The sequence below is a fragment of the Streptomyces antarcticus genome (assembly GCF_026627255.1).
Classification (GTDB): Bacteria; Actinomycetota; Actinomycetes; order Streptomycetales; family Streptomycetaceae; genus Streptomyces; species Streptomyces antarcticus.
In genome coordinates this window covers 27,291-42,101 of record NZ_JAPNLM010000007.1, presented here as the reverse complement: position 1 = coordinate 42,101, position 14,811 = coordinate 27,291, and the positions used below count along the sequence as shown (strand labels likewise).

At 71.7% G+C, this 14,811-nt stretch carries 14 protein-coding genes; 6 read left to right on the top strand and 8 right to left on the bottom strand.

Translation table 11 applies throughout. The features are described from left to right. Positions 1 to 11 precede the first annotated feature (11 nt). From OTB16_RS13040 to OTB16_RS13025, 4 genes are all read right to left on the bottom strand, one after another. Positions 12 to 2,321 (bottom strand): M20/M25/M40 family metallo-hydrolase, encoded by a 2,310-nt coding sequence (locus tag OTB16_RS13040; protein ID WP_267720294.1) that lies wholly within the window; start codon positions 2,319 to 2,321, stop codon positions 12 to 14. Between the two features lie 72 nt (positions 2,322 to 2,393). Next, positions 2,394 to 3,251: a fatty acid desaturase family protein gene (locus tag OTB16_RS13035; protein ID WP_267720293.1), complete on the bottom strand. Its 858-nt coding sequence runs from the start codon at positions 3,249 to 3,251 to the stop codon at positions 2,394 to 2,396. Between the two features lie 99 nt (positions 3,252 to 3,350). Further along, a complete protein-coding gene (locus tag OTB16_RS13030) occupies positions 3,351 to 3,656 on the bottom strand; it encodes a phosphopantetheine-binding protein (protein WP_267720292.1) in 306 nt (101 codons plus the stop codon). 257 nt (positions 3,657 to 3,913) lie between these two features. Then, complete coding sequence (locus OTB16_RS13025) at positions 3,914 to 4,828, bottom strand: polysaccharide deacetylase family protein (protein ID WP_267720291.1); 915 nt, start codon at positions 4,826 to 4,828, stop codon at positions 3,914 to 3,916. A gap of 101 nt (positions 4,829 to 4,929) precedes the next feature. Here OTB16_RS13025 and OTB16_RS13020 point away from each other — a divergent pair, with 101 nt between their 5' ends. Further along, positions 4,930 to 5,151, top strand: a complete 222-nt coding sequence (locus OTB16_RS13020) for an MbtH family protein (RefSeq protein WP_267720290.1) — start codon at positions 4,930 to 4,932, stop codon at positions 5,149 to 5,151. After that, a complete protein-coding gene (locus OTB16_RS13015) occupies positions 5,148 to 6,557 on the top strand; it encodes an aldehyde dehydrogenase family protein (RefSeq protein WP_267720289.1) in 1,410 nt (469 codons plus the stop codon). Before OTB16_RS13020 ends, OTB16_RS13015 begins: the two co-directional genes overlap by 4 nt. 71 nt (positions 6,558 to 6,628) lie before the next feature. Here the strand turns inward: OTB16_RS13015 and OTB16_RS13010 are convergent, their stop codons facing one another. Then, positions 6,629 to 7,603, bottom strand: a complete 975-nt coding sequence (locus OTB16_RS13010) for a cysteine peptidase family C39 domain-containing protein (RefSeq protein WP_267720288.1) — start codon at positions 7,601 to 7,603, stop codon at positions 6,629 to 6,631. A 200-nt stretch (positions 7,604 to 7,803) separates the two neighbouring features. Here OTB16_RS13010 and OTB16_RS13005 point away from each other — a divergent pair, with 200 nt between their 5' ends. Then, complete coding sequence (locus OTB16_RS13005; RefSeq protein ID WP_267720287.1) at positions 7,804 to 8,139, top strand: hypothetical protein; 336 nt, start codon at positions 7,804 to 7,806, stop codon at positions 8,137 to 8,139. 100 nt (positions 8,140 to 8,239) lie between these two features. Here the strand turns inward: OTB16_RS13005 and OTB16_RS13000 are convergent, their stop codons facing one another. Together OTB16_RS13000 and OTB16_RS12995 are read right to left on the bottom strand one after the other, a co-directional pair. Next, positions 8,240 to 8,797, bottom strand: a complete 558-nt coding sequence (locus OTB16_RS13000) for a pyridoxamine 5'-phosphate oxidase family protein (protein WP_267720286.1) — start codon at positions 8,795 to 8,797, stop codon at positions 8,240 to 8,242. A gap of 67 nt (positions 8,798 to 8,864) precedes the next feature. Next, the gene (locus OTB16_RS12995; RefSeq protein ID WP_267720285.1) at positions 8,865 to 10,547 is read right to left on the bottom strand and encodes an FAD-dependent monooxygenase family protein; all 1,683 of its coding nucleotides are present in this window, start codon (positions 10,545 to 10,547) and stop codon (positions 8,865 to 8,867) included. A gap of 167 nt (positions 10,548 to 10,714) precedes the next feature. Between OTB16_RS12995 and OTB16_RS12990 the strand changes: the two genes are divergently transcribed. Next, a complete protein-coding gene (locus OTB16_RS12990) occupies positions 10,715 to 12,322 on the top strand; it encodes a serine/threonine-protein kinase (protein WP_420717684.1) in 1,608 nt (535 codons plus the stop codon). Between the two features lie 194 nt (positions 12,323 to 12,516). Here the strand turns inward: OTB16_RS12990 and OTB16_RS12985 are convergent, their stop codons facing one another. After that, positions 12,517 to 12,660, bottom strand: coding sequence for a hypothetical protein (locus OTB16_RS12985; protein WP_267720284.1), 144 nt, complete (start codon positions 12,658 to 12,660; stop codon positions 12,517 to 12,519). A 439-nt stretch (positions 12,661 to 13,099) separates the two neighbouring features. Here OTB16_RS12985 and OTB16_RS12980 point away from each other — a divergent pair, with 439 nt between their 5' ends. Both OTB16_RS12980 and OTB16_RS12975 read left to right on the top strand, forming a co-directional pair. Continuing rightward, positions 13,100 to 14,428, top strand: a complete 1,329-nt coding sequence (locus tag OTB16_RS12980) for an eCIS core domain-containing protein (protein ID WP_420717683.1) — start codon at positions 13,100 to 13,102, stop codon at positions 14,426 to 14,428. Between the two features lie 255 nt (positions 14,429 to 14,683). Beyond that, entirely contained in the window at positions 14,684 to 14,809 is a 126-nt protein-coding gene (locus tag OTB16_RS12975) for a cupin domain-containing protein (RefSeq protein WP_267720283.1), read from the top strand. Positions 14,810 to 14,811: the final 2 nt, after the last annotated feature.

Sequence of the window (14,811 nt, the reverse complement as noted above, 5' to 3'; positions counted from 1 at the left end):
TGGAGTGGGCGTCAGGCCCGGATGCCGCGCCCCGCGGCGGTGACGTTGGTCAGCGCGTCGCCGTGGGTGCTCCAGGTCAGGTGGGCGGGCATCGGCGGCAGGGCCGGCGACTGCGGCAGGCCGGCGGTGTAGCCGGTGAGCCAGAGCGGGACCTCGCCCTCGCCGCTGACCTTCAGGGTGATCTCGACGCCGTCCTCGGGGACGCTCCACAGGACGAACCCCCACTTCCAGGGGCCTTCCGCGAAGGGGCGGTTGACGCCGCCGTCCACCGTCACCCCGAGCAGGGAGGCCTCCTCGACCGTGTGCCGGGTGACGTCCGCCATCAGGGTGATGTACGAGGTGCCGGGGGCGGGGGTGACCTTGAGGCGGACGGTGCGCTCCGTGGCGGTGGCGTTCTCGGTGCTGACCGTCGCCGCGGGTGCGGCCGGCCCGGGCCCGGCCGCGGCCGCGGTGTGGGCGGCGTAGGGCATGACGGGCGGGAAGGTCGGGAACCGGTCGGCGACCGGGCCGCGCTCCGGTCCCGTGACCTTGCGCGTCCAGGCGGGCGGGGTGGCGTCGGAGGTGGCCCAGGTGCCCTGCGAGCGGTCGGCGTCCCAGAGGTAGGCCAGGCTGGTGTGGGCGGGGCGGTCGGGTGCGAAGCCGTCCGCCTTCATGCCGGTGAGCAGCAGGGCCGCACCCGCGGTCGCGGCGACCAGTGCCGTCAGGCCCGGGGCCCGACGGGGCAGGGCCGCGGCGAGCGGCGCCAGCAGGACGGTCACGAAGGCGCAGAGGACCAGCGGGACGGGCGCGGCGCTGATGCCGAGCGTCGGGAAGATCAGGGTGATCACGGGGAGGAACAGCAGCACGGCGGGCAGGGCCGCCGCGGAGGCGCCCACCGCGTGCCAGGCGCTGTCCCGGCCGCCCCAGCGGAGCGCGGCGGCCAGTGCGGCGCAGCCGATCAGCAGCGGCCAGGTGAACAGGTACGCGGCGCCCGGTGCGAGTACGGCGGTGAGCAGTGCCAGGAAGGCGAACCAGCCCCAGGCACCGAGGGTGAGCGCGAGGACCGGGATCCGGCGGCGCAGCAGCTGGTACCACCCCAGGACGGCGGCGAAGCCGAAGGCCAGGAAGGCGGCCCGGTACCACTCGGGCCGGTAGGTGTCGCCCATCAGCAGGTTCTCGTACTGCGGCCGGATCAGCACCGCGAGCGACCAGAGGCAGAAGGCGGTGAACCAGGAGATGGCGAGGGCGCCGAAGAAGCCGAGGGCGCCCTTGACGCTGCCGCCGCTCAGGGCGCCGGTGCGCCGGGCGTACCAGACGGTGGCCGCGTAGGCGAGGACCGCGAGGCCGGCCAGGACGAGGACCAGGGACTGGGCGTAGTGGACGAGGAACCCGAGGAAGGTGAAGTACGTGTCGTCGCCGCCGTCCAGGGAGCCGAGGGCTTCGCCGGACAGGGCCCTGGCGGCGGCCAGCACCGAGTCTCCCTGGTGCTGGAGGCTGGCGCGGTCGACGTTGGCGACGGCGTCGCCCGTGGTGTGGTAGCGGGCGGATCCGTCGACGAAGGCGAAGTTCAGGCCGGTGAAACCGGCTTCCTTGAACTCGCTGAAGTCGGTGTGGTTGGACATCAGCCGGTAGATCTCGTCGGCGAGCGAGGTGGCGACGGGCCGCTCGGCACCGTCCAGGGCGGGCAGGACGCCGCTGTTGCGGCGGCCGGACTCGAACATGATCGAGGGGCCGGAGACGCCGCGTGCCTCCAGGTTGAGGACCACCGTGTTCGCGGGGTCGGCGACCTTCTTCGCCACGAAGTCGTGGGCGCCAAGCAGACCGGCTTCCTCGCCGTCGGTGAAGAGGACCTCGACGGTGTTGCGGGTCGGCCCGTCCTCCCGCAGGGCGCGGACGACCTCCAGGACCGCCGCGACGTTGACGCCGTTGTCGGCGGCGCCGGGCCCGGCGGGTACGGAGTCGTAGTGGGCGACCAGGAGGACGGTGCCCGTGGGGCCGGAGCCGGGGAAGCGGGCGAAGACGTTGGAGACCTCGCCCACCTTGGCGGTGCCCTCGCCGTTGACGGCGACGGTGGCGGTCTCCACCGACACGGTGCCGCCGAGGGAGGCGAGCCGCCGCTCCAGGTGCCCCCGCACCTCGGCCGCGCCGGCGCTGCCCGTGGGGTGCGCGGTGCGGGCCACGACTTCGGTGTCCTTCATGGCCCGTGCAGCGGAGAACTCCCGCGCGGGGGCCGAGGCGGACGCCGGGGCGAGGGGTTGGAGGGTGTACAGCGACCACCCGGTGAACGCGATGACGAGGAGAGTGACGAGTACCGCTGTTCTCCCGGGAGTGATGCGTGCCACGTTGTACCCAATCGGTGGTGCTCATGGTGCGTGCGTGCATGGGGACGTACGACCGCCGAGCCCGGCGGGGTGCTACTGGCCTGCTCCAGCCGTCCGGCCGGCCTTCCGGTTGCGCTGCGCCTCCTGGGCGATCAGCCGGAAGAAGGCGGGGTAGCCGCGGTGCGTGTGCACGGCCATCTCGCGTGCCATCGAGTGCCGTTCGGGAAGCCGGTTGATCGGCACGGACATGGCTGCGTGGTGCTCGACGTGCAGGTTGTTGCCGTTGGTGTACCAGGTGCTGAAGCGGCTGCCGGTGATCGTGCGGGTGTTGCGCAACACGTCGGTACTGCTGTTGTCACAGAGGATGTGCTCGGGCAGTTCCACGATGAAGTGCAGCGGAACCGCCACCAGCAGGGGCAGCGCCCAGAGCAGCAGCACCTGCTCGCCGAACCCCGCGAAGGATGCGGCGACGGCCGCCAGCAGGCACAGACCCATGATCCGGTACTCGCTCATGACCTCACGGCGCCGCCGCTCGGGGATCTCGCCCAGGTCGTACGCCCAGGTGCCGCGGATGCTGCGCACCACCTCGCCGAGCACGACGAGGATCCGGCCGAAGTTGAACATCTCGCGGAACAGGGCGCCCCAGGTCACGGGTTTGCGGGTGTCGAAACCGAAGAACTCCGAGTCCTGTGGGGTTCCGAGGTACCTGTGGTGCTGAAGGTGCCGGATGCGGTAGTGGCTGTAACCGACGAACAGCGGTATCCCCAGGGGGATTCCGATGATCCGGTGCAGTCGCGGCCGGAGGAAGGCGGAGTGGTGCAGGCACTGGTGCTGCAACTCCACCGTGTGGGTGTACATGGCGCCGAGCAGGAACACGCCGCCGATCCGTGCCGGCCAGTACGGCGAGAGCGCCAACAGCACGCCCGCCGCGGTCAGAACGAGGGCGATCACCAGTTTCAGGATGAAGCCGAATTGGTCTTTAGGCGTCACACGGGCGCGTTGCCACAGAATGTTCGACGCGGTGTCATCTATCTGACTGGTCAATTTTCGCTACGCCTGCACCGGCACGTTCCGCAGCAGGCATTCCGCTTGCGCGGCCGCTGTCGGCTTTTCGAAGAGCTCGTTGAGCAAAAGCCCCTCGAGTTCCTGGCCGTCCTCCTCGCTGATTCCCTGCTCGGTCAGCAGCCGGGATATCGACTGAAGAACGAGAAGCGAGTATCCGCCGAGCGCGAAGAAGTCACTCTCGTGCGGATCGATGGCGGACCGCTCGATTTCCAGGACGTCCGCCCAGATATTCGCAACCGTTTCGGTCAATTCTTCCAGGCGCGTCTGGTCGGACGCATCGCCGAAGCTCATCAGACCCCCTCAAGGACCTGCACCCGTCAATCCTTTGGTGCAGTTACATGAATGCGCAACGGAAGGCGGCAGGTTTCCCGCAATGGAGTGGCCGCGCCCCCGGTGCCGCTCGATGGCGTCATCCAAACACACCGTCGATCTTGCGTACAAGGCTTGCCGGTGAACCGTTTCGAGCCAGTCCCGACCAGTCCTCAAGCGCGGCACCGGAGTTGGGGCAATTAACACCGGGGATTCAGGGCATACTGGCCGGTAAGAGCCTACGGAATAGAAGAATCCGTATGGAGGACGGAGTCCGCGACCTCCCCCGCCGTCGCGAACCGGACATCTCCGCATTCCTGGGCGAACCGGATGAAAGTCTCCAGCGCACGAAGCCGCGAGGGACGCCCGGTGAGGAACGGGTGGACGGTCAGGACACACAGCGAGCCGTGCTCGCGCATCGCGTCGAGTTCAGAAGTCCAAAGGTCAACCACCTTCGACGGAGCCTCGATCAGCTGACCGATGTTGGGCTCCGGCAGGAAGGCGTACTGCTCCCAGTCGTCCAGCAGCCAGTGCACGGGCAGCTCCGCCACCCGCTGCCGGCCCGCCCCGGCGAGCACCACGTACGGCCGGTCGTCGTCCATGAGGGAGGAGTCGTAGGACAGCCCGTATTCGGGCAGCAGGTCCAGGGTGTACCGGGTCATCTCCCAGTTGGGGGCCCGATATCCGCGCGGCGTCACGCCGAATCGCGCGAAAGTCTTCAGGCTGTTCTCCAGCTCCGCACGCTGCTCGTCCTCGGAAAGGTGGACGGGATGGCGGTGCGTGAACCCGTGCAGGCCGATTTCCTGGCCCCGGTCACGTACGGATTCGACCACGGACGGCCAGCGCTCCGCGCTCACGCCGGGGATGAAGAATGTGGAGGGAACATCCAGGCGTTCCAGCAGGTCAAGAATCCTGGGAACACCGACCCGCGGACCATAGGCCTGGTGGGACATGGTCGTCAAGTGGTTGATGTAGTGCTCGCCCCGGGCCAGCACCGGCGACTCCGCGTCGACGTCCACGGATATGACGACCACGGCCTTGTCATCACCCAGCCACGCTCCCGACTTCGCCCGTTCGGGCCAGTCGACAACAGGCACCCGTACCGCATGGTCCTTTTCGCCCGACACCCCGTCGCCCTGCGCCACTTCGCTCATGTAACGTACCTCCGAAGTTCGATCCACCATCGCAGCTGTCATTTTCGAGGCCGCGGTCCGGCGCACTATAGCGAGCGCGGCGCGGTAAGGGGAGAAGCGCAATGAGCGAGCAGAATGAGAACGTCGCGGCCTTTCGCGTCGTCGTGAATCTCGAAGAGCAGTACTCGATCTGGCCTCTGGAATCGGAGATTCCGGCCGGCTGGCGTGCGGCCGGCAAGGAAGGCGCGAAGGAAGACTGCCTCGCGTACGTGGACGAGGTCTGGACCGACATGCGGCCGCTGAGCCTTCGCCGGCACATGGACACGGCGGAGTCCGCGTCGTGACGATACGCATGACCGTGGCCGGGGCCCGCGTGGACACCGCCGGCCGGCTGCCCGTCGAGAACCCGGCCACCGGCGCCGTGATCGCCGAGGCCCCCGACTGCACCCTCGCCCAGCTGGACGAGGCGGTCGCCGCCGCGGCCGCGGCGCAGCCCCGCTGGACGGCGCTCACCGAGGACGAACGCCGTGCGCACCTGGTGGAGTGCGGGAAGCGGCTGGGCGCCGCGGGCGACGAGGTCGCCCGCCTGCTGTCGGCCGAGCAGGGCAAGCCCGTGCGCGACGCGCTCGGTGAAGTCGGCCTGTCCGCCGCGTGGTTCGGCCACACCGCGGAGCTGTCCCTGTCGGCCGAGCAGCTCGTACGGGACTCCTCCGCCGACATCACCCTGACCCGGGAGCCCTACGGGGTCGTCGCGGCCATCGCTCCGTCGAACTTCCCGATCATCCTGGCGATGTGCAAGGTCGCCCCGGCCCTCCTGGCCGGCAACACGGTCGTCCTCAAGCCCTCGCCGCAGACCCCGCTGTCCACGCTCCGCGTCGGCGAGGTCCTCCAGGAGTGCCTGCCCCCGGGCGTGCTCAACGTGGTGTCCGGCGCCGACGCCCTCGGGGAGGCCCTGACCACCCACCCGGGCATCCGGCTCATCTCCTTCACCGGCTCGGTGGGAACCGGGCGCGGCATCGCCCGGCACGCGGCCGGGCGCTTCACCCCCGTGGTGCTCGAACTCGGCGGCAACGACCCGGCGATCGTCCTCCCGGACGCCGATGTGGACGCCCTGGCCCCGGCGCTGTTCGGCGCGGCCCTCGCCAACAGCGGCCAGTTCTGCGCGGCGGTCAAGCGCGTCTACGTACCCGAGGAGAAGCGGGAGCGGCTGGCCGGGCTGCTGGCGGACCTGGCCCGGCGGGCGGTGGTCGGCGACGGCGCCGACCCGGCCACCGAGTACGGGCCGCTCATCAGCAGGGCCCAGCGCGACCGGGTGGCCTCGCTGGTCGACGCCGCCGTGAAGGCCGGTGCCCGGGTGGTCACGGGCGGCGTCGTCCCCGAGGGGCCGGGCCACTTCTATCCGCCCACGGTGGTGACGGACCTGCCGGCCGGCACCGCGCTGGAGGTGGAGGAGCAGTTCGGCCCGGTCATCCCGGTCCTCGGCTACGCCGACGTCGATGAGGCCGTGGCCCGCGCCAACGCCACCGAGTTCGGCCTCGGGGCCTCACTGTGGGGCGACGAGCGGCAGGCCCGCGCACTGGCCGGCCGGCTCGACTGCGGCACGGTCTGGATCAACACCCACGGCGACCTCCGGCACAACGTCCCGTTCGGCGGGACGAAGAGCTCCGGAGTCGGCGTCGAGTACGGCCATCTGGGCCTGCTCGCCTACACGCGCCCGAAGGTGCTGAACGTGGCGGACCCGCGGGAATGACACCCCGCCCGGCCCGGGCCGGCCCGTCGCGCCCCGCCCCGCCCCGTCGCGCCCCGCCCCGTCGCGTCGCGTCAGCGCAGGCCGGTCGCGTCCGCGCCACCCGACGGGGCCGGCCCGGCGACCGTCTTGGCCAGCACCTCGCGCAGGTGGCCGTACGTCGGTGCCAGCCGCCGCAGGCCGGTCGCGAACGCGGCGTCGTCCCCGGTCACGAGCGGGTACTGCAGGCCGCCCAGGAGGGCGGCCTGCTCCCGCAGCAGCCGTCCCGGTTCCGGGTATCCGGCGCCGGTCAGCGCCACTGCGGCGTCGGACAGCCGGCGCGCGCCGACCCGTACGGAGAACTTCTCCAGCATCTCCCGGATCTCCGTGCCGAGTTCGCCCGCGCCGACCTGGTCGGCGAGCCGCTCGAGACCGTCTGCGTTGGCGAGCGAACCGGGGGGAACGTCCCGGTCGTCGCGCACTCCCAGCCAGCTGACGGCCGCGGGCAGCGACGCGCGCAGCGCCTCGTGCGCGCTCACCTCACGGCGGCGCGCGAACGAGGTGCGCAGGGCGAACGGCTCCTCGAGGTACGCCACCTCCTCGCCGCGCCACGCCTCGAGGAACTCCGCGGCCGGCAGCGTCGCGTACGGGTGGCCGTGCGGGTCATGGAAGACCACCGTGCCGCCGTCCACGGCCAGCACCACCACGTAGTGGTCCGCGCCCGTGGCGCTGCCGCTGCCGGGCTGGTGGAGCAGCAGGCCCATGTCCATCGGCCCGACCAGCACGGGCCCCCGCTCCGTTCCCGCGCGCAGCCTGCCGAGGGCCTCGTCGGCGTCACCGCCGTCGCTGCGCTCGCAGGTGTAGCCGAGGACGTCGATCGCGGAGTCCAGTCCGATCTCCGGATCCCAGCCGAACGGGTCGAACAACGGCACTTCGTCGGCCAGCAGCTGGAACCCGAAGGGGGACCCGGTGAGCACCTCGATGACGGACGGCGACGGCGCGTCCTCCCCGAGGGCCATGGCGAGCGAGTTGGAGAAGCAGTACGGACCGGATCCGATGTAGGGATGCAACGCGACCTCAGAACTGATGACGTGGGCGGTGGTGTGACACCGCGGCGGCAGACCTCCCACCCTAGAGCTTCCCCCCGCCCCGCCCATCGTCATCCCGCCACGGGCCATACGCGGGCCGTACCGCTGGCCGCGTCCCGCAGCCGGTCACGCGGCGGCGCCCGCCGGCCGTTTTCGCCTCCCAACCGCCAGGAGTCAGACCCGTGCCACTGAACCTTCGCCGCGTCACCATAGGGGGCCTGGGGCTCCTGACCGTCCTGGTGCCCGCCCTCACGGCCGTGATCTTCCAGCAGGGCAGGACGCCGGGACTCTACCCCGAACGCAGCTGGGGCCCCTGGAAGGACGAGACGATGGACGTCTGGTCGACGCACGTGCGGATCAACTCCTGGACGCACGCGGCCCAGGCGCGGATCAACTACGGCAAGGCCGAGGAGATCCACCTCGGCGCGTACGGCGAGGCGGCCCGCGAGACCAGCGGCATGTTCCGTACGCGATTCACCCTCACCCCCGACGGCGGACTCACCGCGAAGCAGCAGTGAGGGCCGGCCGCCTGGCAGCTCTCCGAAAGCTCCCCCAAGGCTTCCGGACGGCTTCCGGACGGCTCACGAAGGCTCCCGGCGCCCGCTCGCGGGCCCGTCCTCAGAACGTCCACCGGGTGTGGCTGTAGACCCCGTCGTCCCGGCCGAAGCCGTACGCGGTGTCCGGGGCCACCGCGAACACCACCGCGTGACCCGCCCGGAAGGCGTCGCCGATCCCGTGGAAGGTGCCTTCGGGAGAGGTGATGTGCGCCCCGTACTTCGCCTCGTACGCCGCGATCACCCGCTCCAGCGCCGCGGGATCGGCCACCTGCCTCGCCGTGCCCTCGACCACGAGGTCCAGCCCCTCGGTGAGGGAGTTTCCCCCGGTGGTCAGGGCGCAGTGGCCGTCGTGCGCGAGGTTCCTCGCCTTCTGCTCCCCGGGGCCGGTCGAGAAGTACAGGACCCCGTCGTGCCAGGCCGCGATCACGGGAGTGACGTGGAGCCGGCCGTCGGCCCGCACCGTGGACAGCCAGAAGATCTCGGCGGTCTCCAACTGCCGTTGGGCGGACGTCCATTCGGTGGCGGTGACGTCGTCGGCACCGGGGCGGGGATTGAGCGCGGAGCTGTAGCGGCCGTCGAGTTCGGTCGTGGGCCGGTCGGCGGGTTCACGGGTCGGCATGGTGTCCTTCTTCGTTTCCCCCCACAACGACCGGCCGCCCGCCCGGACACCGCCGCCGGCGGCGGTGTCAGCCGACCGCGGAGGGGCTTCGGGGGTCGCTCGGCCGGGGGTCGCTCGGCCCCGGGTCGCTCGGGCGGGGGACGAAGACCGGGGAGTCCGACTGGTAGAAGAGGTCGATGTCGGCCTCCTCGCCGCCGACGATCAGGGTGTCCCAGGCGCCGCTCTCCCGCAGGGTGCGGAGGGTGGCCGGGGGGATCGAGGCGAGGTGGGAGCGGAGCTCCGCGTCACCGGGCAGACCCGGCATCCGGGGCGCCAGGCGTTCGCGGATCCCGGCCATGCGGTCCAGCAGGGCGTCCAGGTCACTGCTGTCCGCGGCACCGGGGGAGGCACCGCGGGAAGCATCCGCGGAGGCAGCGGCGGAGGCATCCGCGGAGGCTTCCGCGCTGCGCGCGATGATGTCCTTGATGGCGTGGGTGATGCCCTGTTCGTCGGTGGTCACCATGGCGTTCCAGGCCCGGCTCTTGTGCCGGTACTGGAGCATGGACATCGCCGCCTCGTGCCGGATGAAGTCGGCGTCCCGCAGCGGCTTGCCCCGCCAGGCGCGGCTGAGCGAGCGGGCCAGCGAAGTGGCCGAGGCAAGACCGCTGTTGAGGCCGCGGCCCGGCCAGAAGTGGATCGCGTTGGCCGCGTCGCCCAGCAGGAAGCCGTAGGTGCCGGGGGTGGTCGTCGTCGGCCGGTGCAGCTGTGCGGTGAAGCGCGGGCGCTGCACCATGTCCAGCCGGAACGAGGTGATCGCGGACAGGTCCTCCTCGGCCACCCCGAACAGGCTGAGGCCCTGCCGGATCTCCTTCCACAGCGGGGAACCGCGCAGCAGGGCGGGGAGGAAGAGGGTGCCGTGGGTGGGGCAGCGGAACTCGTTGTCCTCCTCCTGCCGGCTCATCAGGCAGGGGCGGGCGGCGATGCACTCCTCGAAGACGTGGCGCACCGGGTCGATGCCGATGACGTTGCGGGCCTCCTCCCGGGTGAGCCGCATGTTCAGGAAGCCCTCGCCGCGCAGCGAGTTGAGCAGGAAGCGGTTCTGCGACACGGTGAGCAGCACGCTCATCGGGTCCGGCAGCTTCGATGTGACGCGCAGCCCCAGGACGACGTCCTGGAGGTGCTCGCCGTCGAGCGAGTAGATCGAGGCGTCGGCCGCGCCGAAGCGGTCCGCGTAGTGCTCCCGAGTGCGGGAGCGGCCGCCTTCGGCGACCGCCAGGACGTGTTCGCGGGTGATCCGGCCCTGCTCCTCCGCCACGTCGAACCGCTTGGGGACCAGGCGGATGGACGGCTTCCGGTTGGCCAGTTCCAGCAGCCGGTCCTCGATGTGGGCGATGCGGATGTTGCGGGGCGGGCGGCCGTCGACCGAGTCGGGGCCGACGGGCCACATCTCCGAGTAGGCGGCGCCGTCGTCGAAGAGGGCGGAGAGCACCTCCTCGGGCAGGGCGAGGTACTGCCGGCTCTGGACGGTCACCACCTGCTGGCGGCGGAAGTTCCCCTGGGTCTCGTCCTTCCAGACGACCGAGGAGCCCTTCCGGGTCCAGCGCCCGTCGTAGACGGTGACGGCGGCCCGCCCGGGCAGCATCTCGTCGAGCGCCAGGGCGAAGGCGAGCCCCACCGGACCGCCGCCGCTGACGGTGACCCGCAGCGTGCCGGGGTCCGTGGCGCTGGGCCGGGGCACGTCCAGGAGGGAGAGGTCGATGACCGTCTCCATGGAGTCCTGCGCCTCGTAGAGGAACGTTTCGTCACCGATCCGGATGCACCGCGGCCGCCGCGCCCGGTTCGCCCGGCGCGGCTCCCACAGCCGGTGCGGGCGCGCCGGACGGCGAGCGGCTGATCGCCGGCCGCTACCGGCTGCTGTCCCGGCTCGGCGAGGGCGGCATGGGCACCGTGTGGCGGGCCCGCGACGAGACCCTGCACCGCGAGGTCGCCGTCAAGGAGGTCCGGGCCCCGGCCCATCTGCCGGACGGCGCCATCGCGCGCATGTACAGCAGGCTGGAGCGGGAGGCGTGGGCGGCGGCCCGGATACCCGACCGCAACGTGGTGATGGTCCACGACGTGGCCATGGAGGACGGCCGGCCCTGGATCGTCATGGAGCTGATCCGCGGGCAGTCGCTGGCCGACCTGCTGCGCGCCGAGGGACCGCTCGCCCCCCGGCGCGTCGCGCACATCGGCGCGGAGGTGCTGGGCGCCCTGCGCGCCGCCCATGCCGTCGGGGTGGAGCACCGCGACGTGAAGCCGGCCAACGTGCTGCTCGCCGAGGACGGGCGCGTGGTGCTCAGCGACTTCGGCATCGCGGTGGTCGAGGGCAGCACCGCACTGACCACGACGGGTGAGGTGGTCGGCTCCCCCGAGTACCTGCCGCCGGAGCGGGCGCTGGGCCGCCCCTCGGGCCCCGCGTCGGACCTGTGGTCCCTCGGCGTGATGCTGTACGCGGCCGTGGAGGGGATCTCCCCGTTCCGGCAGGACACAGCGCTCGGCACCCTGCGGGCCGTCGTGGACGAGGAACCGCCCGCGCCGACCCGGGCCGGCCCCCTCGCCCCGGTGATCGCCGGGCTGCTCCGCAAGGAACCGGCCGAGCGGACCCCCGCCGCCGAGGTCGCCTCGGCCCTGCGGGTCATCGCCCACGAGCCGGACGCCACCACGGCCGCCGCCCGCGTCCTGCCGACCCCGGCACGACCCGCCCCGGCCACCACGACGGCGGGCACCACGACGGCGGGCACCACGACGGCGGGCACCACGACGGCGGGCACCACGACGGCGGGCACCACGACGGCGGCCGCCACGACGACGGCGGGCACCACGACGGCAGCGGGCACCACGGCGACGGCGGGCACCACGGCCTCCTCCCCCGCCCCCACGCCCGAGACGACCACCGCGACGACGGCTCCCACCACTGCGGCGGCCACCACCACCACCGCTGAGCCCGCTCCGCCCACGTCCGCTCCGCCCACGTCCGCTCCGCCCGCGCCCCTCCAGCCCGCGCACCCGACCGCCGCAGTGGCCGCCGCGGCGCCCGCCGACCCGCCCCGCAACCGCCGTACGGCGGCCTTCGTCGCGGCCGGCGCGGCCGCCTGCGTACTGGTCGCCGCCGGAACGGTGTACGCCCTCTACGGCAACGGCAACGGCGACGCGGACTCCGGGACCGGTTCGGGCGGCGTACGGATGTCGGTGGCGGGCGCGAACACCAAGTACACCGGCCGCTGCCCGACCCCCGAGAGCCAGGCCCCGGCGTTCACCGCGACCTTCACCGCCTCCGAGCCCACCCTGATCTCCTACCGCTGGGTGTCCGGCGACGGCTCGGTGGTGGACCCGCACTGGCGCACCATGTCCATCGGCGACAAGTCCGCCCCCACCGGGCACGACACCGTGCGGCTGACGACGTACGCGAAGGCCGGCACCCTGACCACCGGCATGGCCGTGGAACTCCAGAGCCCCACCCGCACCACCTCCAACCCAGTCCCCTTCTCCATCACCTGCACCGGCTAACCCCCTGCCCCTCCGCCGGGCCGGGGCCGACGCGTTGGGGCGGTTGTTGGCGTCATGGCCACGCCTGGCGGTGCAGGTCGTCGACCGCCGGACCTGGCGGTTCCGTCCGGCCACCGCCTCGTACGGAAAAAGGCGGACCCCCACCCCCGCGAGCGGGCCGGGGCGGAGGTCTCGCGCGATCGAGCGGGCGGGCGTCAGCCGATCTTCGCGTGCTGGACGTCGATGAGGTCGCCCGGGAACTTGGCGGCGACGCCGAAGGTGTAGAACGTGCCGAGGGTGTTGCCCCGGCGCACGGCCACCAGGTCGCCGGCGGACTTCTGACCGTCCCCGAGGTCCATGACCACGGAATAGCGCCGCCGGAGCTGCAGGCGGTGGTGACCAGGGCCAGGGACACCGCGGAAGCGGACAGGACGGCATGACGGACGAAGGTGCTGCGCACGGTGTTCCCCCGCAGAAAAGATCAACGGATCGCGGCCCGCCCCCGCCCCGCACCCGGACGGGGCACACGGGCAAGTGCCGCGGTGATCCCGCACCGTACGAGGTCCCGGCAGCCCGGCCGCACGGCGTGGACTCCGACCCCGCGCATCGTGATCCACTCGACACCGGTGCAACGCCCCTGCCCGGCAGCGTCGAAGGCCGCGGCACCGCGAATGCGGGGGGTCCCGCCCTGATGACCCGGCGGACACGATCCGTGCCCCGACAACTGCCCTCGCGGCTCTGGTCGGCCGCCACGGGAACAGGTGGGGTGGCGGTGACCCCTCCGCGAAAGGCATGCCGTTGTCGCAGCACGAACACCGCCCTGAACTGGCCGCCGAAACCCGATCCGCGGCGCCCCGCAGACCGGCTCCCGCGGACCGGTCCGGGCTCCTCGCCCTCCAGCGCGGCGCGGGCAACGCCGCCGTCCTGCGAGCCCTGCAACGCGCCGGCCGCCTCTCCACCCCGGCACCCGGCCACGAGCAGCACCAGCACGGCGCGGGCTGCGGCCACCAAGCGGCCACAGCGCGTACCGAGCAGGCTCCCGTACAGCGCTCCGCCGTTCACGACGTCCTCGCCGGCAGCGGACGCCCCCTCGATGCCCCGCTCCGCGAGGAGATGGAAGCCCGCCTCGGCGCCGACTTCGCCGACGTCCGCATCCACGACGACAGCGCGGCCCGCTCCTCCGCCGCCGAGGTCGGCGCCCGCGCCTACACCAGCGGCAACCACGTCGTCATCGGTGACGGCGGGAGCGACAAGCACACCCTCGCCCACGAACTCACCCACGTCATCCAGCAGCGCCGAGGCCCCGTCGCGGGCACGGACAACGGCAGCGGCCTGAAGGTCAGCGACCCGTCCGACCGGTACGAGCAGGAGGCCGAAGCGAACGCGCATCGGGTGATGGCCGGAGCCGGAACCGGCTCGCTCCAGCGGTCGGAGATCACCGCGGAGACCTCCGGCAACGGCAACGGCGACGACGCCTTGCCGCGGCACGGTACCGGGATTCAGCGGGCGAAGGACACCAAGAGCTCCAAGGCAGCGGGGAAGAAGACGGCCCAAGGCAGTTCCAGAGAACAGCAGGACGGACCCAAGCAGGGGGACCACCTCTTCAACGGTCTGGGAGACACCATCCTCAAGGTGGTCGAAGAGATCGAGAGGCTCGAGGAGGGCTCTCCCGCCGCCCAGGCCGCGGCGGGACAGCACGACGCCATCACAGCGCTGATCAATCTCGCGCAGAACGCCAAGGCTCAGCGGGCGAATCACGCGTTCGAGTCAGCCATGGCCGTGAAGGGCGGTGGTTCCGGACGGGCGGGCGACGACAACTCAAAGAACTACGGCAAGTTCGCCGGGCAGATGATGACCGCGGTCAGAGAACTCCCGCTCCTGTACGCGTGGCCGGACATGTCCGCAGCTCAGACCGTACTTGCCGTGGGCACCAAACAGGATCTTCTGGCCATCATATTCGACCAGGATGCCCACACCAGGAAGGGGAAGGAGGACGGTGTGAGCAAGGCACAGCTCAAGGACTGGGTCACCCAGACAGAGGATGTCATGTGGGGTCTCTACGAGGCGTATACGAACCTGCTCGGAAACATCCACCGAAGGTCGCTCGAGATATTCAACGGTGAGTGATCCTCCAGAATCGGTAGGGAACCGGCGGGTGCCGTACCGCCCGGTCTCAGCTCCGGCGCTGTGGGATCCCTGGACGGCCGCGATGACCCGGTCCGCCCCATCACGGGGCCGTCCCGCCGATCCGTTCGACTCCGCCGGCCGCCGGCCGCCGCGCACCAGCGCGGGCACGGCAGAGCGCCGACGGCGACACCGGGTTGAACCATCGGTCCGTTGGGCGTTGGATCTCCATCCGGTCCCATCACACAGGAGGACACCGTGCTCACGGCACACCACTGGATCGACGCCCTCGGCCTGGAAGCCCATGTCGAGGGCGGGTACTTCCGTCGCACCTTCCAGGCGGACCACCGCCCCCCGACCCGGACGCTGGACGGTGACCGCTAACA

Bases quoted from the DNA above. Each gene is read 5' to 3' on its own strand.
- OTB16_RS12990 (WP_420717684.1), top strand. From the start codon at position 10,715: ATGGGCACCGTGTGGCGGGCCCGCGACGAGACCCTGCACCGCGAGGTC.
- OTB16_RS13020 (WP_267720290.1), top strand. From the start codon at position 4,930: ATGAGCGAGCAGAATGAGAACGTCGCGGCCTTTCGCGTCGTCGTGAAT.
- OTB16_RS13000 (WP_267720286.1), bottom strand. From the start codon at position 8,797: ATGCCGACCCGTGAACCCGCCGACCGGCCCACGACCGAACTCGACGGC.
- OTB16_RS13025 (WP_267720291.1), bottom strand. From the start codon at position 4,828: ATGAGCGAAGTGGCGCAGGGCGACGGGGTGTCGGGCGAAAAGGACCAT.
- OTB16_RS13030 (WP_267720292.1), bottom strand. From the start codon at position 3,656: ATGAGCTTCGGCGATGCGTCCGACCAGACGCGCCTGGAAGAATTGACC.
- OTB16_RS12995 (WP_267720285.1), bottom strand. From the start codon at position 10,547: ATGGAGACGGTCATCGACCTCTCCCTCCTGGACGTGCCCCGGCCCAGC.
- OTB16_RS12985 (WP_267720284.1), bottom strand. From the start codon at position 12,660: ATGGACCTCGGGGACGGTCAGAAGTCCGCCGGCGACCTGGTGGCCGTG.